The following is a 21276-nucleotide window of genomic DNA, read 5'->3' as shown; positions in this document are numbered from 1 at the left end:
CCCAAGCGGTCAGTCGGAGTTGGAAAATGACAACATGCGGCAAAAAAATATGAGAATGGTAGGGGTGAAGGATGAAGAAGTTCGGTTTTTTGGTACTGTTATTTGTCTTTGGGCTCGTATTCCCGGGCTATAGTCACGCAGCAACAGACACGAAAATTATCCTAGACGGAAAAGAAATCGTACAGCCATCGGATACAAAAGCGGAAATTATCAACAGCAAGGTGATGGTTCCGATCCGGGTTGTGTCCGAAAATCTTGGATATAGCGTGGAGTGGAAGCAGCAAACGCAAACAGTGACTATTAGCAAAGACAACACTGCCATGCAGATGATTGTTGGACAGAAGACGGCAACGGTGAACGGCAGTAACGTAAACTTGGATGCCCCGCCACTCGTGAAAAATGGTACTACGCTCGTACCTCTCCGATTTATTGGTGAGGAAATGGGTCTTAAGGTGGGTTGGAACAATACCACGAAGACGGTAACATTAGTTACCCAGAATTCAGGTTCCGGAAACGGGACAACCACACCTCCGAACTCTGGCAATGAAGGCGGAGGATCGGATCAAGAAGGTCTTGTACTGGTGAACGGCATCAGCTTCAGCGACAACCGCTTCATGATTGCAACAAGCGGAAGTACGAAGCCGAACGTCTTCACGATGACAGGACCAGATCGAATCGTTATAGACTTGCCGAATACCGCATTTGCTGATTCGTTCAGTGAAGGACAGGCTCTAGACAGCAACCAGAATGGACAACTCGTCGTTAGCGGCTATCCGGATGTGTCGAAGATTCGTTACTCGTTATACAGCAACAGTCCATCTACAATTCGTTTTGTAATCGATCTGTCCAGTTCAAAAGGGTACAGTGTGCAAAATGATTCCGGGCTGGTTATGATTAACCTCGACAATCAAAGTGGTACACCTGCTCCTCCAGTTGGTAATAATGGCAAAAAAGTTGTCGTTATCGATGCAGGTCACGGAGATCAGGATCCTGGGGCAATCGGTGTAACTGGTAAACGTGAAAAAGACTTCAATCTGGCAATGGCTCTGAAAGTGGAAGCCTTGTTGAAAAAAGAATCCAAAATTGACGTTGTGTTAACGCGCAGCGATGATACATTTTTGGCATTAAAAGAACGTGTGAAGATTGCACAAGACATAAAAGCGGATATCTTCATCTCCATTCATGCTAACAGTGGCCCTACTGCTGCGAACGGTGTAGAGACATTCTATACACGCTCCAACAGTAAAGCACTTGCTACAGTGATGCACAAGTATCTTTTGCAGTCATCCGGACTGAAAGATCGTGGAGTGAAAACGGCAAGTCTCCATGTGACCCGTGAAACGACAATGCCAGCAGTTCTGCTGGAAGGGGGATTCCTTAGCAATAAGAGCGACGAAGCAGCCCTGTTCACGGAGAGTTTCCAGAACAGTGTTGCCAAAGGTATTGTTGCAGGAATCAAGGAGTATCTGGGAATTAAATAAGGGACAAGCCCTTATGTTGAGGAGGCGGAGTTAGAATGAACAAGAAAATATGGATTGCAGCCTTGCTGGTAACGGTTATGGCAGTAGCTGCTGGATGTGGAAGCAAGCCAACAGCGGCTCCGAATCAGACGCAAGGCGCAGGAACGGAAAACAATGTGACCGAGGTTGAAGGCGAAACAATTACCGAACCGGTAACTGCTGAACCAGAAGAGAACACAACACCAACAGAATCCACGGAAGGCAGTTCGGAGGAAACGACTACAACTACTCCGCCAAGCGAAACGTCTACGGACACGCCAACAACTTCCGAAAGTAATGAAAAGAAAACGATCACTGTATTCTATACGGATGAAGAAGAACTGGAGTTGCACAAAGCTTCGGCAGAGATTTCATACGCATCGGATGATGCCAAATATAAAGCTGCCTTTGAATCACTGCAACAGAGCAAAGACGCTAAACTTGTTCCGCTGTGGTCTAAAGAAATTGAATTGAAGTCTGTTCAGTTCAAGGATGGAGCTCTTACGCTGGATATTCATATGCCAGATACGGCACGTCTTGGAGCAGGTGGAGAATCTTATGCGCTGGATGCTCTAAAACAAACGTTCTTCCAGTTTGATGAAGTAAAATCACTAGATTTACTGGTGGATGGTCAGCAGACGGAGAGTCTGATGGGCCATGTGGATCTTGAACATCCAATGACAAGATCCGAATAGGCTGTGCAACAGGCTGTTGTACCGTGAATCCACGGAATATGGGTCGTTTTACATGAGAGAGGGGAATCATAGGTGACTTTTAAATATAACCATACATCACACTCTAAAAAAGTAGTATCAGCCGTGCTTGCAGGCATGATGGCCCTTAGCGCCGGCGGAGCTGCCATGGCAGCAGAATCAACAGAAACGGGGCAGGGTCAGACTGCTGCAATAACAAATACGGCTGCACCAACTGGTTTGTTCAGTGACATCAAGGTCGGATACTGGGCTGAAAAACATGTGTACAAACTGGCATATCAAGGCATTCTTCTCGGTAACAACGGCCTGTTCCGTCCAGGAGACGCGGTAACACAGCAAGAAGCTGTAACGATGGCAATCCGTTTTATGAATCAAGAGGGCCAGTTGAATACCGACACGGCTGCGGCATTACCGACAAACATGGAAGTGGGAAATTATTTCAAGCCATATGTCGCGCTGGCACTTCAACTGGGACTGATTGACAAAACGGAAGAATCAACGGTGGATGTATCCAAGACCTCCTGGGGTCAAAAACCTGCTTCACGGGAATGGATTACGAAATTGTTAATCCGTTCATTGGACAAGGATGCTGAAGCGAAGGCACAAAACAATCAATCTACCGGATTTGCTGATAATGCAAGTATTTCCGAAAGTGGTAAAGGTTATGTCAATCTGGCTGTTAGCCTGGATCTGGCCAAAGGTGTGGAAGGCAACAAATTCAATCCAACTGGTTCCGTAACCCGTGCTCAACTGGCTACCTTCTTCAGTCGTGGTGAATCGCTAACAGATACAAAGTATCCGAACACTTCCACGGGTTATGTGACTGGATTGAAAGATGGGCAGATCACGCTGGTTGTGGACGGCAAAGCCGTTAACTTCGCAGTGAACAGCAGTACGCCTTACTTTACGAAAGACAGTGAGACGCGTGCTTCATCCACAGATGTGAAACTATATACAAAAGTTATGGTTGTGGGTTTGGCAGGTGGGGCTTCCTATGTGGAAGTGGTTGATGCTACACCACAGGTGGAAAGCGTTGAAGGTACATTTGCACGTTCATTGTCTGGTAATAAAATTGGTATCTTTGTGGGCGAGAATTACGAAACGTACAGTTATGATGAGGCAACTGCATTCATCGATCAGAATGGTAATGCAATCAAACTGTCCGATATTACGGCAGATAGCATCATCGAAGTACAGCGTGAGACGTTCTCGGCTGACAAAAAAACAGTTGCTATTCGTGTGAAATCCGGCATTGTGAACAAGAGTGACAATGGCGTGGTTGCTGAAGTATCCACTTCTGGCAAAACGATCAAACTTGTCAATGCAGCGGGTGCAACAGAGCAGTTTGCATACAATGACAATCTGCTTATCACATATCAAAACCGTATCATGTCAGTGGCCGATCTCAAAGCCGGCAGTGCCGTGAAATACACCGTAAAGGACAGTGTTTTGCAAACTATTACATTGTCTCAAGGTGTGGAGCAATCTGTGCGGGGAACATTGGTTGAGATCGGTGGCAACCAGTCCACGTTAACGTTCAAACGTGAAGGGGGTTCCCTTGAGGCGAAATTGCTGACTGAAAAGCCGGAAGTTATTATTAATGGTATTCAGGATGCGACGCTAAATGATCTCATCACAGATGCAACGAACGGGGATCAGGTGGAGTTGTCATTGAACGCTGACGATCAGGTAACGCGTATTCAGGTGATTGGACGTCAAATGGAACCTATGAACGGAGTAACGGTTGTATCTTACAACAGCAAAACAAAGGTACTTACCGTACTGGACAACAACAAAAAACCGTTTGTATTTACATTGGACGAAAAAACCAAACTGGACTACAATTCGACCAAACCTACACTGGCTGGTCTGGAGTCGATTTTAAATGATGGTCGCAAATTGGATCTGACCTATGTGGGAACACGTGCGTTGTCCGTTAAAGTGATTTACAAGTACGAAGGTACGATCAACAACATTGACACATCGGGCAGAAAAATCAGTTTGTTGTCTGGTAATCAGACGATTACAGTGCCTTATACTACCTTACCTACGGTTGAGATCTATAACAAATCGGGCGCAAGTCTGGGAGATTTGAAGATTGGTGACAAAGTGACTGTAACGCTTGGAGCAAATCAGGATGTAGTGCAGAAGGTTGCACTGAACACTGTGGCTCAATTCGAAGTGGTTGCCTTGGAAGCAAATAGTCGTATTCGAGTAAAATCCGATCTGTTGACAAGTCAGTTCTACGTGGATCAAGCAATACTGACAGGAGAGAGTGGTCAGACGATCACGCCTTCACAACTGACAGCAGGCAACTTGATTAATGTAACGTTTGAAGGAACTACGCCAAAAGCGGTTCAAGTCGTGAAGCGTACGCTGGCTGAAGTTACAGCGGTGGATGCTTCATCCGTAACGCTCAAGCAGTTTAACGGTCAGACTGAAACCGTGCCTGTTAGCGGTGCTGTTAAAGTCGTTAAATCTGGCTCTACATTAACTTCACTGACGAGTCTTACGGTTGGAGATCGTGTCGAAATGACAAAAGATACGGATAATTCCACACGCTTCAGAGTACTAACTGTGATGAGCAAACAATTCTGGTCTTATGATGGCGTTGGTAACCAGATTTTGGTTAAACGGGAAACGACAGCAGACACAAACTATCGTTTTGCACTCGGATCAAGTGTTTTTGTTCACCAGGGTGACAATACTTTAAGCGTGCAATCTCTCAGAGATAATGATAATATTGTATTGTATCTCCTGAACAATGTTATTCTGGAGATTCAAAAACAGTAATCGTTTCTTTTCGAGGATCAAAAGAATGACCGTCTTGATACGGGATCTTTCCCGCATCAAGACGTTTTTTTTGCAAGCTTTTTGAGGTCCCCGCAAAGTACTCGGATGAAGCTTCGAAGTAAGGCTCCGCAGAGTGGAGTCATTTTGTGGGAGGTAGCTCTTCATGAATGCAGCGACGGTTAGGCATATACTCGAAACTATGGAAGCAATGTTTCCTGATGCACATTGCGAATTAAATCACAGCAATGCATTTGAATTGACGGTAGCTGTCCTTTTGTCTGCCCAGTGCACCGATGAAACGGTGAACAAGGTAACCGCAGATTTGTTCCAGAAGTACAGAAGCCCGGCAGATTATCTGGCGGTTCCTCTCGAAGAGTTGGAACAGGATATTCGGCGAATCGGCTTGTACCGGAACAAGGCCAAGCATATTCAGAACATGTGCCGAATTCTAATAGAGCAGTATGGCGGTGATGTACCGCAGGAACATGATCAGCTTGTGACACTACCAGGTGTCGGGCGGAAAACCGCGAATGTAGTTGTTTCCAATGCGTTTGGTGTACCGGCAATTGCGGTAGATACTCATGTTGAACGTGTATCCAAGCGGCTGGCGCTTGCAGGTTGGGATGACTCCGTACTTGAAGTCGAAAAGAAACTAATGAAGCGCGTACCTCGGGATGAGTGGACTTTAACTCACCACCGATTTATATTTTTTGGACGCTACCATTGCAAGGCACAGAACCCTGCGTGTAATATCTGTCCATTGCTGGACATATGCAGGGAAGGGAAAAAACGTATGAAAACGTCCCAAATCAGGAAAGATAAGGAACGTGTCATCACCCGAAAACGAAAAATAAATTAATGAGCAGAAAAGGATGAATAATCATGAAATGCATTTCCGTGTACACTGACAATTTTGAGGCCTTCTCCGATATTTTTGAACAAATCGTTGAACAGGAAATGGCTGAAAATGAAGAAAAAGAAGTAGAAGGTATCACAGTAAGCCATTCTGGCGACGTGCCTGAACATTATCTGGAGCGTATGTCCGTTAAACCAGAAGTTGTGGTTATGAGAGACAAAGGCAGAGACATTACAATTCTGCAACATGGACAAGTATTTGAAATCTTGCTGCCTTCCATGGAGAATGCAGTTTCATAAGAAGTGATTACACTGTGGGGTCTGTTGTATTAATGTCATGAGGATCGTTGTGGTTAAAGTGATCGCATCGCATTCATGCAACAGACACTTGGCTTAAGCATTTTGCTAAATGCCGAGTATAAAGAGTATTACAGATAAAACCGACTTGTTCGGTTTTATTTTTTTTAGTTTATAGATTTATACGTTCATTTATGTATATTCAATTCCAACCGTTCAAATTCAAACTTGATAATGTTAAAATAAATGTTGTAAAAGAGATAGACGTCGAAACGGATGTCAAATTAGAGGAGCCAGGGGGAAGGCCAGTCATGTCCAGAACAGATTACCCAAAAGAAATGGCCAAACCTCTGCTTCCGCTGCGTGAAGCGATGGAGCAGACAGGGGACCATACAGCTGTACAGGCTATAACGGATTTAATCAGCAAGGCGGAAATGAAACATCTGACGATTGCGTTCTGTGGTCATTTCTCTGCAGGCAAATCGAGTCTCATCAACAGTTTGTGCGGTAAGCGGGTGCTGCCTTCAAGTCCCGTGCCAACAAGTGCGAATGTGGTATCTATACGTAATGGTAAGCCGAGAGCACTTATTTATACTACGCCAAACGTAAGCGCTGACAATGGAGCAGGAACACTTGAAGTTTCTCCAGAGGAATTGGAGGCGTATTGCAAAAATGGTGGAGCTTATAGCTCAATTGAGGTATGGGATGATATTCCCCTGCTGAAGGATGATGCTGTCCTGCTGGATACACCCGGTGTGGATTCTACAGATCGGGGGCACAGTCTTGCGACCCATTCCGCGCTCCATCTGGCGGATGTGGTCTTCTATGTCATGGACTATAATCATGTTCAGTCCGAGACAAACCTTTCATTTGCCAAGAGTCTGTCGGATTGGGGTAAACCGTTGTTTTTGATCGTGAACCAGATCGACAAGCATCGGGAACGTGAGCTCTCTTTTGACCAATATACCGAAGGTGTCGAAGCTATATTTACGGCTTGGGAAGTCAGATATGACGGACTGTTGTTTACTTCCCTCCGCGACAAGGAGCATCGCTACAACCAGTGGGATATGCTACCGGAACTCATTGGACACATGATGCAAGAGAAGGAAGCGTTAATTACGCACAGTTTGGCAAGTTCGGCCAGTCATGTAACGGAGCAACACCTGACGAGAGAAGCGGAGAAACGTGAGGATGAAGAAAATTCTCTGCTGGATGAGATTGGTGGCAAGGAAGGAATTGAACGCTTGGAACGGGAGCTGGAGCTTCTCGATCAACAAGCAGAAGACATTCGTACCGGGCCTTCACGAGTGCGTGAGAAATTCCGGGCAGAGCTTGAGCCTCTTCTGGCGAATGCAAATCTTACTCCTGCGGATATTCGCGCGTCGGCTGCTGCCTATTTGGAGAGCCGTAAACCGGGTTTCAGGGTAGGCTTATTGTTCTCAGGCGGCAAAACCGAGCAGGAGAAACAACGCCGTGCTTCTGAACTGGTGCGGTTATTACAGGATCAGGCTTCCGGGCAAGTGGAAGTACATATTCGTACGATGCTTAGGCAGCTGGGTGAATCCCATCAGGTATGGGGAGCGGAGTGGGAGCAGGCGCTCAATTCGGAGCTGCCTGCTGTAGATGAAGCATTGCTGGAGATGAAACGAAGTGCCAGTGCAGAGGTATCTCCAGAGTATGTGATTCAATTCAGCAAAGATGTGCGGGGCGAGATTGAGGCCCGCTATCGCAGGTCGGCCATGATGCTGGCCGACCGCATGCTGGAAGCGCTGGGCGCGCGAGGCGAAGCCGCGCTCCAGGCGCTGGACGCCAGCCGCGCAGCGCTGCTGGCGCAATCCGCGGCGGCGGCGCGCTACACGGCGCTCCAGCGCAGCGCCGCCGCTGAGGCAGCAGGGCTGCGCAGCCTGCTGCCCGATGCGGGCCCCCTCCCCTCCGGGCTATTGCCGGAGGTGAAGGGCCCGCACGTGCCCGCGGTGCCTGAACCGGGCGAAGCTTCCGGTTCGCATGCGGGCACGTCAACGTCTGTGGCTGCGCAGCCACAGACGTCAGAGGCACCGCCGCAGCAGCGCGCAGTCGCGGCGGCGGCGCCAGGGCCAACGGCGGCGGCTGGCGCTGAACGCCGCCGACGCCTGGACGCAGCAGCGGCACGGCTTGAAGCCGCTGCTGCGCTGGTGGAGCCGTACCCCGCCATGGGGTCGGCGGTACGGGATCTGCGTGCACGCGCGGCTTCGCTTGCGGGCGGCACGTTCACACTGGCGCTGTTCGGAGCATTCAGCGCTGGCAAATCCTCCTTCGCCAACGCGTTGCTGGGCGAAGCTGTACTACCCGTCTCGCCGCATCCAACAACAGCGGCGATTAACCGGATCATGGCTCCTGCCGGGGGCGCGGAGCATGGAACAGCCCGGGTCCGCATGAAGACCCGGGACGCCTTCCAGGAAGACCTCGGCTATTCCTTCCGATTGCTCGGATTGGGTGAGCCTGGAGCGGAGTGGCAGAAGCGAGTACGGTCCCTCTCACCTCAGGATGTGCATCCGGCGGGGCGCCCTCATTACAGCTTTTTGCAGGCAGCGGCAGCCGGTTGGGAAGAAACAGCGGACCAGTTAGGTCAGGATGTACTGGTGGATCTGGAGGGTTACCGTAATTTTGTCGCAAACGAGAAGAAGTCCTGCTTTGTAGACAGTATCGATCTCTACTACAGTTGCGATGTAACGGAACAGGGTATTGTGCTGGTCGACACACCAGGAGCCGACTCCGTCAATGCTCGTCATACGGGTGTAACCTTCAATTATATGAAGAATGCGGATGCACTCATTTTTGTAACGTATTACAACCATGCTTTCTCCCAAGGAGATCGCCAGTTCCTGAATCAGTTGGGTCGTGTTAAGGATAGTTCTGCCATGGATCAGATGTTCTTTGTTGTGAATGCCAGTGACCTGTCTTCCTCTGAGGAAGAACTGGAGCAGGTGCTCGATCATGTGAGCACCCAACTTCGCAGTAATGGAATTCGGGCACCACGACTTTTCCCGGTATCCAGTATACTTGCGATGGAAGGCAAGATGGCAGGTGATTCGAAGCTGCTTGAACAATCCGGTTTTATCCGTTTTGAGGAAGAGTTCAACCAATTTGCAGGCAGAGAATTAGCCGACCTTGCGGTAGGTGGAGCTTCCGAAGAGATGGCACGTGTCATTCAACGGCTGAAGAAACGCGCGGAGGATGCGGCTCAAGGGGAGGAAGCTTTGCAGCAGCGGCGGGATGAACTGGAGACCATCCAGGGACAGTCACGCCAGCGCATACAGCAACTTGCAGCAAGATCCATGAAGGAAGAAATGTCACAGGAAACAGCAGAATTACTCTTCCATGTGCGGCAACGACTTGCCTATCGCCTTGGTCTATTCATGGCAGAAGCATTCCATCCATCCGTACTTCGGGAGGATCGAGGCAATCTGAAGATGGCTTTTGCAGCCTGTGGACGTGAACTGTTACGCATGATCGCCATTGAACTGGAGCAGGAATTGCTCGCCACAACCCTTAGACTTGAACAGGCAGGTCAGACCTGGCTGATGAAGCAAGTTACGGATTGTATAGATGAGGTGAGACAGTTATCAGGGGGCGTGGATGTGTCACTGCCACTGAACGAACGCTGGAGTACACCTGTGCTTGAAGAAGTTCGTCTGGAAGAACCGTCTGGATGGAAAAGCTATTTGAATTATTTCCGCAATCCGAAACAGTTCTTCGAAGGAGATGGACGTCAGCGTTTACAAGAGGCACTTGATCCTGTCCTCAAACAGATGATCATTGAAGTTCTTCCTGCTGCGCAAGACAAACTGATTCAGTTTTATGACAACCAGATTTGTAAATCATTGCAACACCAATCCCGTCAGTTGGAAGAACGTCTGGACGAGGCGGTGAGTGGAATTCAAGATACACTGGAGAGCGGAATTCCGGCGGAGCAATGGACCAGCTTGTCTAACCAACTGGAACAGATTGAACGCAGTTAAAATCGCGGCATAACACGTATTCTCTGGAAGTCTTTGTAAAACAAAATGAATGATACAGCAACACATTGAAAATGTTGCGAAAATCAACCCAAAAAGGCCCCTGCCGAAAAGGCATATAGGGAGCCTTTTTTTGGTACGAACAACCTGAAATAAAGAGAATATTCAAACATTTGATTGAAAGGTGGGTATTTACCTTCGTTAATGCGTCAATAAGCTGAAAGCAGGCAGAATATGGTCTGTTATTCGCTTTGCCGCGAATGGGGTACGGTGATAAACTTCATAAATGTTCATAGTATTTTTGAACGACATAAGAGGAGGAGAAACATGGATGTTCTTAGGCAACTGCAAATCTTTTTTTGGGAAAAGCGAACGTATTTATTTGTATCAATCTTGTTCCTCGCCTTAGCGACCGCACTTGGGTTGGTGTATCCTTACATGCTGAGGATACTGATTGATGACATCATTGTTCCGCGAACTTTTGAAGACGTTCCCATGATTGCCTTGACAGTGTTAGGTGTAGTTATTTTGAAAGCGGGAATGCAGTTTTTACATGGCTTTTTTGGAGGACGCTTGGGTAACTTCCTGGCGTACAGACTTCGTAACGCATGTTATGAAAAGCTTCAATTTTTATCCTTCCGTTATTATGATACGGCCAAGACAGGTGATCTGATGTCCCGCCTCACGGGAGATTTGGAAGCCATCCGTAACTTTATCGGATTTGGTTTCGCCCAGATTCTCAACATGGTTTTGATGGTCGTATTCGGCGCAATCATGATGATGACCATGAGTTGGCAGCTGACGCTGTTCACGCTCATATGCATCCCATTACTTGCCTTCGTTGCGCTGAGATTCGAATCCAAAATTCACCCTGCGTTTCAGGAGATGCGGCTGGCGCTCAGTTCACTGACAACAGCGGTACAGGAGAATATCACTGGCGTACGTACGGTAAAATCCTTTGCACGTGAGCCTTATGAAGTGGAGAAATTCTCTACACGTAATGAACGTTACAAAACAAATCAGATTCATGCGGCAACATTGTGGAGTCGTTATTTTCCGATCATGGAGATTCTTGCTTCGGTGAGTATCGTGCTGTTGCTGGTGATTGGTGGAAGAATGGTTATACAGAAGACGCTGACACTTGGTGAACTCGTTGCCTTTTTCAGTTTGATCTGGTACATAATCGGTCCAATGTGGAACCTTGGGTTCCATATCAACAACTATACGCAATCCAAAGCTTCAGGTGAACGGGTGCTCGAACTGCTCAATACGCCAGTGGACGTGGAAGAAACGCAAGATCCGGTCATTGTGGAGGCAGACCAGGTCAACGGCCATGTAACGTTTGAATCCGTTACCTTTGCCTACGGCAACAAAATGCCAGCGGTAACCGATATTAATTTTGACGCTGCACCCGGTTCTGTAATCGGTTTCCTCGGGGGAACAGGGTCAGGTAAATCGACTATCATTCAGCTTCTGATGCGTGCATATAACGTGAACTCGGGAACGATCAAGCTGGATGGTAAAAACATCAAAGATATAGGTATCCGCAGTTTGCGGAGTCAGATTGCTTCTGTCTTCCAGGAAACATTCCTGTTCTCATCCAGCATTCGCAATAATATTTCCTACGGGCTTAAGAACGTCACCATGGATGAGATCATCCGTGCAGCCAAGCTGGCCAAGGCACATGACTTCATTATGGAGTTCCCGGACGGATATGACACGGTGGTTGGTGAGCGCGGTATGGGTTTATCGGGTGGACAGAAACAGCGGATTGCGATCGCAAGGGCTTTGCTGAAAAATCCGAAAATTCTGGTACTTGATGACGCAACAAGCGCCGTGGACATGGAGACAGAACACGAGATTCAATCCGGTTTCCAGGAAGTTATGCGCGGCAGAACGACATTTATTATTGCACACCGTATTTCTTCACTACGACATGCAGATGAGATTCTGGTGCTCGATGAAGGTCGCGTGGTACAACGTGGCAAACATACCGAACTCATTGAAGTGCCTGGACCATATCAGGATGTTTATAAAATTCAATATGCAGATTATATTGCCCGCGGTAAGCGGGAGGCTGGGGAGCAGGTGAATTCATGAGTGCCGAAACGATAGCAGACAGGCGCGAGGCCAAAGGGGCCTCTGAGAAGAAACTGAATGAACGCTTTGTGTATCAGGACGATGAAATTATTGAAAAACCGTTTAACTGGAAAGAGTTCGGACGTTTGTTTGCATACATGAAACCCTATGCGAAACAACTGTTACCACTTGTTATTCTAATGATGATCTTGGGTACCATTACGAAATTGTCTGTACCGTTTCTGATCAGTCTGGCAATTGACCGGGCCATCGCACCGGCAACGGGGTTGCCAAGCATGACTATGCTTTATCTTATCGCAGGCTCCATATTTGTTTTGTATCTGATTCAATGGGCTGCGAATACGTACCGGATCAAACTGACGAACATTATCGGACAGCGCGTTATTTATGATCTTCGCTCGGATCTGTTCAAGCATATCCAGAAGCTATCCTTTAACTTTTTTGACAAAAGACCGGCAGGTTCCGTACTGGTGCGTGTTACAAATGATATTAACTCACTTCAGGATCTGTTCACCAATGGTGCAGTTAACGTCATGATCGACTGCGTACAGTTGCTCGGGATCATTGTGATCTTGCTGTTGATTAACTGGAAACTGGGTCTTGCCGTTATCATTACGGTGCCAATCATGTTTATCATCTCGACCAAACTGCGGGTGCTGATCCGTCGGGCTTGGCAGGATGTGCGTATGAAGAACTCTCGGATTAACTCCCACTTGAATGAATCCATTCAGGGGATTCGAGTGACTCAGGCTTACACACAGGAAAAAGAGAACATGAAATATTTTGACAACATGAATCTGTCCAGCAAAAAGTCATGGGATAGAGCATCAGCGATGAACCAGGGCTTCGGACCGCTGATTGAGATTACCGGAGGATTCGGTACATTAATCCTTTTCTGGTTTGGTGCGTATCTGATTCAGGAAGGTCAGTTGACCGTGGGATTACTTGTCGCGTTTGCCAACTATGTCGGCAACTTCTGGGACCCGATCAACCGTCTGGGACAGATGTACAATCAGTTGTTGGTTGCGATGGCATCATCGGAGCGTATCTTCGAATTCATGGATGAAAAACCAAGTATTGCGGATAAACCAGGTGCCAAGCCACTTCCTTCTATTAAAGGAGATATCGCATTTGAAAATGTTGTTTTCGAATACGAGAAGGGCAGACAGGCGCTGAAAGGGATCAGCTTCTCGGCGGCTGCGGGCCAATCGATTGCACTTGTTGGTCATACGGGCTCAGGTAAAAGTACGATCATCAATCTGATCAGCCGTTTCTATGATATATCTGGCGGACGTCTCACCATTGACGGACAGGATGTGCGGGATGTAACGGTAGAGAGTTTACGCAGCCAGATCAGCATTGTATTACAGGATACCTTCATCTTCTCGGGGACGATTCGTGACAATATTCGATTTGGACGACTGGATGCAACGAATGAAGAGGTGGAGGACGCAGCCAAAGCAGTCAATGCACATGAGTTCATCATGAAGCTGCCTGGCGGATATGATACCGAAGTAGAGGAACGTGGGAACGTATTATCCATGGGACAGCGACAACTGTTATCCTTTGCCCGTGCGCTGCTTGCTGATCCACGCATACTGATCCTGGATGAAGCTACAGCCAGTATTGATACGGAGACAGAGCTTAAAATCCAGGAAGCGTTGAAGGTGCTGTTGCAGGGAAGAACGTCCTTTATGGTCGCTCACCGTCTCTCAACCATCCGGAATGCAGATAACATTATCGTCCTGGATCATGGTGAAATTAAAGAAGAGGGCAACCATGAGCAGCTGATCCAAAAACAAGGCGTTTATAATGGATTAATAGAAGCTCAATACAGATTTTTGTAATGAAACCTTCGGACGCCTGTGAAGCGTCTGAACACATATGAACTTATAACACTCTGGCGTTCTATAGCCTGATCCTTCAATAATAAGTGCATCTTATTCATTGAAGACAGGTTAGAGGATAGCCGGTGTGTTTTTTTTATTCGTTAGTGTGGTATGTTATATTTTTGAAGAATGAAATCAATACAATCGTTCATGGTATGGAGGGAGATCAATGCAGATGGACAACAACGAAATAAATTCAAAGCATTTGGATCATCTGGATCATATGAATTTTAGGCTCCTTCACGTGAATTATACGAGTGATCCTGCGACGGAGTGGCTTCTGAGGAAACACTTCATTGAAACATACATGTTATTATTTGTAGCCAGTGGACAAGGGTGGTTAAAGATAGATGGCAGTTTCATTGAATTGAAGGCGGGCGGACTTTATGTAGGCTTCCCGGGGCAACTGGTTGAGGCAAATGTGCATTCGTTGGACGAACGAGGTGTGTATCACATGAGTTTTGATGTCATGTACGCACTGGAGCAGGAGGGTGGAACAGCCCTTGAGATGATGAAGCAACTTTTACGTAATGAAGTGAATGGCGAGGTCAGCTCATCTTCACCCGTTGCTGTTGGCGTGATTTGTCAGATGATTTACCATCACACATTGAAGAAGGATGGTTTGCAAAGGTACTATGGTCAGATTCGTTTTCAGGAACTATTGTATACCATGTTTTACGACGTGGCCAGTGCCGAAAAGACGGATCTGGCTTCACCAATTGAACATGTTAAAGGCTACATGGAGCAGAATTATTCAAAGAGATTAACCATTGAGGAATTAGCAAATGTGGCACGAATGAGCCCTCGACATTTCATGCGTTTATTCAAGAAAAGGTATGGTTACAGTCCAGTGGACTATTTAACGCTATATCGAATTAAACAAGCCCAGATCTTAATGAGAAATGATCACAGTTATCGACTCAAGGATGTGGCATCGTACGTGGGCTATCAGGATGAGACGTATTTCCGGCGTAAATTCAAGCAAATCTCTGGCATTCCACCAGCAGCGTTTATACGTAATAGCAAACAAAAAATTGCTGCAGTTCATTCTGTGAGCATTGGTATACTGCTTGCATTGCAGATCATTCCCTGTGCCGCGCCGGCGAGTCATCCGTGGACATACTATTATAGACGTAAATATGAAACGGACAAAGTTATGCCACTCGCACAGAGTGAGACCACCTGGCTGGAACAGCTTCGATTAGTTAAACCTGATTATATTATTACGATTGGGACAGAGTCTGAGACTCCGCAAAGTCAGCTTCAATCCATTGCTCCTGTGTGTGACCTTTCGTGGGGAAAAAGCGATTGGAGAGAACATTTGAGATATGTTGCAAGCTTTTTGGACAGGTCGGATATTGCAGAGGTGTGGCTTCAAAGATATGAAGAGAAGGCAAAGATCATTAAGAATCAACTTACAGATTTCATACGAAAAGACAGGCTGGTTGTACTCAAAGTTCATGGTGAAGCGTTGCAGATGTTAGGCCCAAGGAGCATTGCTTCCGTTTTTTACGTTGATATGCAAATGGAGGGTCCCGAAGGAGTTGAGACTTATTGGGAACGGGGCACAGTGACCATTAAGGAGCTATCTGTTCTCAACGTGGAAAGAATATTACTGATTGTGGGTGATGACGAGACATCCAGGCAGACATGGTCTGCTGTGCGTAAGTCTGAAGAATGGCTTGCGTTGTTAGCGGTACAGAATGGCAGAGTGGATATCCTTTTGTCGAGCGTCCTGCTGGACTACACTGCGTTTACCCATGAGCTTATGTTGGATGAAATATTAAAGTTATGGCAAGATCGTCCATAGCAAAAAGTCTGAATAGTCAATATCATACCTGAACATATTTTAATATACTTACTCCTATATCAAATGATAATGATAATTATTATTAATTAGACGTTGTCATAACTAAATGCCATATAGGGGGTACATAAAGAATGAGATTCAGATGGTTAACGGTCCTATGCACCATGATGTTGGTGCTCATTATTTCGGCTTGCGGTGCAACGGGGCAAGGTGAGGCTACGAGCGAAGGCCAGAAGACTGGTTCTGCCAATACATCCCCAACAGAAACAAGTCAGGTAAAAAAAGTGACTACAAAGATGGGAGAAATTGAAATCCCGGTTGAACCACAAAGAGTAGTGGGTCTGTCCCTTGTATATCCTGAGTTTTTGTATGCACTTGGCATCGTACCTGTTGCTGTGCAGAACTATCACGAGGATCATCCTTCTTATTTGGAAGAGCCATTCGCGAATACCATGAAAATGGGCATCGCACGAACGCCGAATTTTGAAGCGGTTATGGAGACAATGCCTGATTTGATTATAGCTCCTGACTGGTGGTCCGAAAAGGATTATGATCAGCTTTCTCTGATTGCACCGACTGTACTTCTTCCACAACGTGATGATTGGCGGGACGAATTGCGTGATATTGCCAAAATTCTGGACAAAGAAGAACAGGCAGAAAAGGTTATTGAAGATTTGGTAGCGAAGGAAAAAGTTGCAGCCGACAAATTAAACGAGATGATCGGAGAAGAAACAGTTCTCTATATTCGAGTCATGGAAAAAGAAATCGTCCTTCACGGGGAGAACCTTGACCGTGGAAACTTCGTGCACAAGCGTCTGGGTATGAATCCGCTCCCGAATTTCCCGAAAGATCAAGTTGCCATGTCCGTATCCATGGAAGTGTTGCCTGAATACGATGCAGATCACTTGATCGTTCAACTGGATGACGATAAGAATCCTGAAATTAAGAAGAAATTTGAAGAGATGTTGGCAACTTCACTATGGAAAAATCTGAAAGCAGTCAAAAATGATCATGTGTACATGGTTGGTGGTAAAGAATGGCTCAATCTGGGGATGTCTCCACTGGCTGACGAGTATGTTATTGATGACATTGTAGCTGTTTTTGAAGAGAAAAATAAATAAGGCAAACGGTTCATGTTACACATATCTCTAAATTCACTACTAAATAACAGGATGTGTCCAAAATGAATAAGGAAGATATCTATGACTTGACCATCGTCGGAGGCGGACCGGCAGGATTATATGCGGCCTTTTATGCCGGGATGCGTGATATGAGAGTTAAGATCATTGACGGCAAAGACCAACTTGGTGGTTTTCTGCATACCTATTCCGAAAAAACTATTTGGGATGTGGGCGGCCTGCCACCAATGAAGTGTTCAAAGTTGATTGAGTATCTGGTTCAGCAGGCGAATACCTTTAATCCAACGGTTGAATTGAATTGCAAAGTAGATCGGTTCGCCAGGCTGGACAACGAGATTTTGGCTCTGTATACTGCTGAAGGCGACATACACTATACGCGTACAATCATTGTCGCAGTAGGCCGAGGTATCGCAGAAATTCAGAAATTGGAGCTTCAGGAGCCGATTCAATATGAGCATGAGAATCTTCATTACACCGTGCAAAATCCAGAACATTTTTCCGGGAAGCGTGTGCTCATTTCAGGAGGAGGCAATAGTGCAGTAGATTGGGCAATTGAACTTGCTCAACTTGCACGGAGCGTAGTGGTCGTCCACCGAAAAAATGAGTTTCGTGCAATGGAACGCAATGTTAGCGAGATGAACAATGTAACGGATGTCAGAACACCATATAGCATCACACGGCTTCATAATCATGGTGAACGTATCCATCAGGTTGTAATTACGCATATGGAGAGTCAGGAAAATGTATTGTTAGATGTGGATGAAGTCGTAGTTAGTCATGGATATAAAAGCAATTTAAGTGATCTTGCCAGTTGTGGCTTAGAAATGGATGACGGAATGGTTCTAATGAGTCACCATGCACTGACGAACCTCCCGGGTATTTTTGCTGCAGGGGATTGTGCAACTCACGATAGCAAAGTCAGACTTATTGCCGGAGCCTTCAATGATGCGATTTTAGCTGTAAATAGTGCGAAAAAATACTTGATTCCAGATGCTCCCATGATGGCGTACGTCTCCTCCCATAATGAAATTTTCAGAGAAAAAAACAAACAAATCCCAAGGTTCTAAACTTGGGGTTTGTTTGCTTATTCATGTTCACTGGAATATTATAATCTGCTGTTTCAACATATCCTTATTTCTGGGAAGAATGGAAAGGTTGACGAATCTGTAAGCGATAATTGTAAAATTTGATCGAAAAAACACAAAAAATCTTGTAAAATTCACAAGAAAAATAGGGAGCACTCTTGCAATCTTTAACCAAAACCCCGAAAATAGAGAGACAGATATAGAAGATTTCTCTTTGGGAGGATTGGAAAGAACATGTGGGGTGCTCCTTTTACGGCTCAAGCCAAAAAAATGCTGCTACTAGGCAGTGGAGAATTGGGAAAAGAGGTCGTTATTGAGGCCCAACGACTGGGAGTAGAGACGATCGCTGTTGATCGTTATGAGAACGCACCTGCAATGCAGGTCGCGCACCGGTCTTACTGCATCGACATGCTGGATGCCGAAGCTTTGAAACAATTGATCCGTAAAGAAAAACCTCATTACATCGTACCTGAGATTGAAGCTATTGCAACAGAAGCTTTACTGGAGCTTGAGGAAGAGGGATTTTGTGTAGTGCCTACTGCCCGAGCTGCACGTCTAACGATGGATCGCGAAGGCATCCGTCGGCTTGCAGCCGAACAATTGAAACTTCCGACAGCTGATTACCTTTTTGCGGACAACCTGGAACAACTTCAGGAAGCCGTACGTGAGCTTGGCACACCTTGTGTCATTAAACCATTAATGAGTTCTTCCGGCAAAGGGCAGAGTGTATGCCGAACACCGGGCGACGTGGAGGATTGCTGGAACATTGCTCTTTCGGGGGCTCGCGGCAAATCCGTTCGTGTCATTGTGGAGAGCTTTGTGCAATTTGACAGTGAGATTACACTACTCACCGTCAGGTCTGTATCAGGCACCGTATTTTGTCCTCCGATTGGTCATATTCAGAAGGATGGGGATTATGTCGAATCCTGGCAGCCTCATGCAATGACTCCTGAGCAATGGGAGCAGGCCTGTCATATCGCCAAATCCGTCACAGATGAACTTGGCGGTTATGGACTGTTCGGAGTGGAGTTGTTCCTGACCTCGGATGGTGTTGTGTTCAGCGAGGTATCTCCTCGTCCACATGACACAGGTATGGTTACAATGGTGACGCAAGACAGTTCCGAGTTTGCGCTGCATGTACGTGCAATTCTTGGTTTTCCGGTCACAGGTGTACATCTGTTGACACCGGGAGCTTCAGCAACGCTGAAGGCTAATGATGAAACATCTGACTTTACTGTAGGCGGGATTGAAGAAGCACTGGCTCTTCCTCGTACTCAGATTCGTGTATTTGGCAAACCTGAGACCAAAGTAGGACGCCGAATGGCTGTAGCCTTAAGTGCTGGTCAAGATGTGGAAGAAGCTCGTAAAACAGCGGTGCAAGCCGCTAATATGCTGAAAGTGGAGGTAAATCATGTCCAATAATGTTGAGGCCCCTGTACTGATGATCCGAGAGTGTGAACTACGAGATGCTGAAGCGGTAACGGGACTGATGCGAGAGGTCAGCTATCCGACAACAACCAATGTCATGAAAGAACGTATTGAATGTTTGGAAACCAATCCAAACGCATGCATGCTTGTTGCCGAAGTGGATGAACAAATTATTGGTGTGATTGGCTTGCAATGTGTGCAAAGTCATGCCTATCCAGAACCTGCCGCACAAATTACTTCCCTGATTGTAGGTCAAGAACATCGTGGTGGTGGGATTGGCCGTCGTTTGATGGCTCGTGCCGAAGATTGGGGCAGACAGCAAGGTGGTAAACAACTGTTTGTCACGGGTGCAAACCGTGAAGTGACTTCGACAACGTACTCTTTTTATGAGCACATTGGTTTTCAGAAGAGAGGCTATCGGTTCAGTAAAGTTCTTCTATAGTATAAATAAAGTTTCTTCTATTGCATGGAAATTCTCATGATATCCTGATCTGCACATTCTGGTGTGGTGAATGATAAATAGATGGTGAAGCGACATTCGACTAACTTTGTTAGTCAGAATGTCTTTTTTTTATGGCTAAAAAATGACAAAAAAGTTACTTTTCCATATTTTATAGGTTCACAATCTCCTGTCGAATTGGTATACTGCTAGAGTATTAATTACAAAGTTGTAATAACTATTTTTAAGGAGATGAATGAATTTGAAAAAGAAATGGATGAAAACTGTCGTAACGAGTAGTCTGACAGCCGTACTGGCCGTAGGGGTAATGCTTCCTGCTTCCGCGTCTGCTGCAGATTCAACATATAAGACTATCACAACGTACAAAATTACAAGTACAGACAGCTTGAAAGCTTATATTGAGAAATGGCTCAAAGAAAATGGATATAACGTATCCGAGGGGCAAATTGTAGATAAGCCTGCTACGCAGCCTGATCAAACGACGAAACCTGCTGAGCCGACAACAAAACCAACTCAACCAACAACAAAACCTGCTGAGCCTACAACTAAGCCTGAGCAACCGACTAAACCGACACAACCAGTTCAAGAAAAACCGGAAACTACACCGGCTAAAGATCCTTCAAATACGGGAAATACAGGTAACAATACAAGTAATAATGGTAGCGAAAGCACACAATCCGACTTTGCTACGCAAGTTGTAAAACTTGTGAACGCTGAGCGTGCCAAAGCAGGTCTGAACGCTCTGACTTCAGATGCTCTTCTGGACAAAGTAGCTGTAGCCAAAGTAAAAGATATGAGCAACAATAACTATTTTGATCACCAGTCACCTACGTATGGTTCTCCGTTTGATATGATGAAACAGTTCGGAGTAACTTACAGCTATGCAGGTGAGAACATTGCCAAAGGACAAAAAACACCTCAGGAAGTTGTAACAGCCTGGATGAATAGTGCAGGACACCGTGCCAATATCCTGAGCAAAAACTTTACGCATATCGGTGTAGGGTTCTACAACGGATACTGGGCTCAAGAGTTTATCGGTAAATAAGCAATTATAATGAAGAAAGTATGAACTTTCTTTTCCACAAGGTTATGCCAGCACAGTTGAAATCTGTGTATGGCATAACCTTTTTTCCGTTAAATGACATATAGAAAATGAATTCTGCGAATGTAGCGGCAAAATTTGCAAATTAACGACAGAACATTTATGTTATTT

14 protein-coding genes are annotated in these 21276 nt (G+C 46.1%); all 14 read left to right on the top strand.

Translation table 11 applies throughout. From position 1 onward, the window contains the following. The first annotated feature begins 71 nt into the window (after positions 1-71). Positions 72-1481, top strand: a complete 1410-nt coding sequence (locus MHB85_RS18720) for an N-acetylmuramoyl-L-alanine amidase family protein (protein WP_076250034.1) — start codon at positions 72-74, stop codon at positions 1479-1481. Positions 1482-1516: 35 nt separating this feature from the next. Next, positions 1517-2194 carry a GerMN domain-containing protein gene (locus tag MHB85_RS18715; RefSeq protein ID WP_091017948.1) on the top strand — a complete coding sequence of 226 codons (678 nt, stop codon included), beginning with the start codon at positions 1517-1519 and terminating at the stop codon, positions 2192-2194. Positions 2195-2266: 72 nt separating this feature from the next. Then, positions 2267-5005, top strand: a complete 2739-nt coding sequence (locus MHB85_RS18710; protein WP_341073402.1) for an S-layer homology domain-containing protein — start codon at positions 2267-2269, stop codon at positions 5003-5005. Positions 5006-5168: 163 nt separating this feature from the next. Beyond that, a complete protein-coding gene (gene nth, locus MHB85_RS18705) occupies positions 5169-5864 on the top strand; it encodes an endonuclease III (RefSeq protein WP_341073401.1) in 696 nt (231 codons plus the stop codon). 23 nt (positions 5865-5887) lie between these two features. Further along, entirely contained in the window at positions 5888-6160 is a 273-nt protein-coding gene (locus MHB85_RS18700) for a hypothetical protein (protein ID WP_017687779.1), read from the top strand. A gap of 308 nt (positions 6161-6468) precedes the next feature. After that, positions 6469-10155 carry a dynamin family protein gene (locus MHB85_RS18695; RefSeq protein WP_341073400.1) on the top strand — a complete coding sequence of 1229 codons (3687 nt, stop codon included), beginning with the start codon at positions 6469-6471 and terminating at the stop codon, positions 10153-10155. A gap of 324 nt (positions 10156-10479) precedes the next feature. Beyond that, positions 10480-12252: an ABC transporter ATP-binding protein gene (locus MHB85_RS18690; protein ID WP_091017943.1), complete on the top strand. Its 1773-nt coding sequence runs from the start codon at positions 10480-10482 to the stop codon at positions 12250-12252. After that, on the top strand, positions 12249-14099 hold the full coding sequence (locus MHB85_RS18685; RefSeq protein ID WP_091017941.1) for an ABC transporter ATP-binding protein: 1851 nt from the start codon (positions 12249-12251) through the stop codon (positions 14097-14099). The genes MHB85_RS18690 and MHB85_RS18685 overlap by 4 nt, the downstream gene beginning before the upstream one ends. Before the next feature lie 349 nt (positions 14100-14448). After that, positions 14449-15951: an AraC family transcriptional regulator gene (locus MHB85_RS18680; protein ID WP_341073398.1), complete on the top strand. Its 1503-nt coding sequence runs from the start codon at positions 14449-14451 to the stop codon at positions 15949-15951. Positions 15952-16082: 131 nt separating this feature from the next. Then, positions 16083-17072 carry an ABC transporter substrate-binding protein gene (locus tag MHB85_RS18675; RefSeq protein ID WP_091017938.1) on the top strand — a complete coding sequence of 330 codons (990 nt, stop codon included), beginning with the start codon at positions 16083-16085 and terminating at the stop codon, positions 17070-17072. Positions 17073-17134: 62 nt separating this feature from the next. Further along, a complete protein-coding gene (locus MHB85_RS18670; protein ID WP_091017936.1) occupies positions 17135-18157 on the top strand; it encodes an NAD(P)/FAD-dependent oxidoreductase in 1023 nt (340 codons plus the stop codon). 252 nt (positions 18158-18409) lie between these two features. After that, entirely contained in the window at positions 18410-19597 is a 1188-nt protein-coding gene (gene purT, locus MHB85_RS18665; RefSeq protein ID WP_091017934.1) for a formate-dependent phosphoribosylglycinamide formyltransferase, read from the top strand. Beyond that, positions 19587-20045 (top strand): GNAT family N-acetyltransferase, encoded by a 459-nt coding sequence (locus tag MHB85_RS18660; protein WP_017687788.1) that lies wholly within the window; start codon positions 19587-19589, stop codon positions 20043-20045. The genes purT and MHB85_RS18660 overlap by 11 nt, the downstream gene beginning before the upstream one ends. Positions 20046-20304: 259 nt before the next feature. Then, entirely contained in the window at positions 20305-21108 is an 804-nt protein-coding gene (locus tag MHB85_RS18655) for a CAP domain-containing protein (RefSeq protein WP_091017932.1), read from the top strand. Positions 21109-21276 lie beyond the last annotated feature (168 nt).

This window comes from Paenibacillus sp. FSL K6-4396, from assembly GCF_038002525.1.
GTDB lineage: Bacteria > Bacillota > Bacilli > Paenibacillales > Paenibacillaceae > Paenibacillus > Paenibacillus amylolyticus_B.
This window is presented reverse-complemented; position numbering and strand designations above follow the sequence as displayed.

What these genes read in the sequence shown, in the direction of transcription:
- MHB85_RS18720 (WP_076250034.1), top strand. Translation starts at nt 72, where the DNA reads ATGAAGAAGTTCGGTTTTTTGGTACTGTTATTTGTCTTTGGGCTCGTA.
- MHB85_RS18715 (WP_091017948.1), top strand. Translation starts at nt 1,517, where the DNA reads ATGAACAAGAAAATATGGATTGCAGCCTTGCTGGTAACGGTTATGGCA.
- nth (WP_341073401.1), top strand. Translation starts at nt 5,169, where the DNA reads ATGAATGCAGCGACGGTTAGGCATATACTCGAAACTATGGAAGCAATG.
- MHB85_RS18700 (WP_017687779.1), top strand. Translation starts at nt 5,888, where the DNA reads ATGAAATGCATTTCCGTGTACACTGACAATTTTGAGGCCTTCTCCGAT.
- MHB85_RS18695 (WP_341073400.1), top strand. Translation starts at nt 6,469, where the DNA reads ATGTCCAGAACAGATTACCCAAAAGAAATGGCCAAACCTCTGCTTCCG.
- MHB85_RS18690 (WP_091017943.1), top strand. Translation starts at nt 10,480, where the DNA reads ATGGATGTTCTTAGGCAACTGCAAATCTTTTTTTGGGAAAAGCGAACG.
- MHB85_RS18685 (WP_091017941.1), top strand. Translation starts at nt 12,249, where the DNA reads ATGAGTGCCGAAACGATAGCAGACAGGCGCGAGGCCAAAGGGGCCTCT.
- MHB85_RS18680 (WP_341073398.1), top strand. Translation starts at nt 14,449, where the DNA reads ATGTTATTATTTGTAGCCAGTGGACAAGGGTGGTTAAAGATAGATGGC.
- MHB85_RS18675 (WP_091017938.1), top strand. Translation starts at nt 16,083, where the DNA reads ATGAGATTCAGATGGTTAACGGTCCTATGCACCATGATGTTGGTGCTC.
- MHB85_RS18670 (WP_091017936.1), top strand. Translation starts at nt 17,135, where the DNA reads ATGAATAAGGAAGATATCTATGACTTGACCATCGTCGGAGGCGGACCG.
- purT (WP_091017934.1), top strand. Translation starts at nt 18,410, where the DNA reads ATGTGGGGTGCTCCTTTTACGGCTCAAGCCAAAAAAATGCTGCTACTA.
- MHB85_RS18660 (WP_017687788.1), top strand. Translation starts at nt 19,587, where the DNA reads ATGTCCAATAATGTTGAGGCCCCTGTACTGATGATCCGAGAGTGTGAA.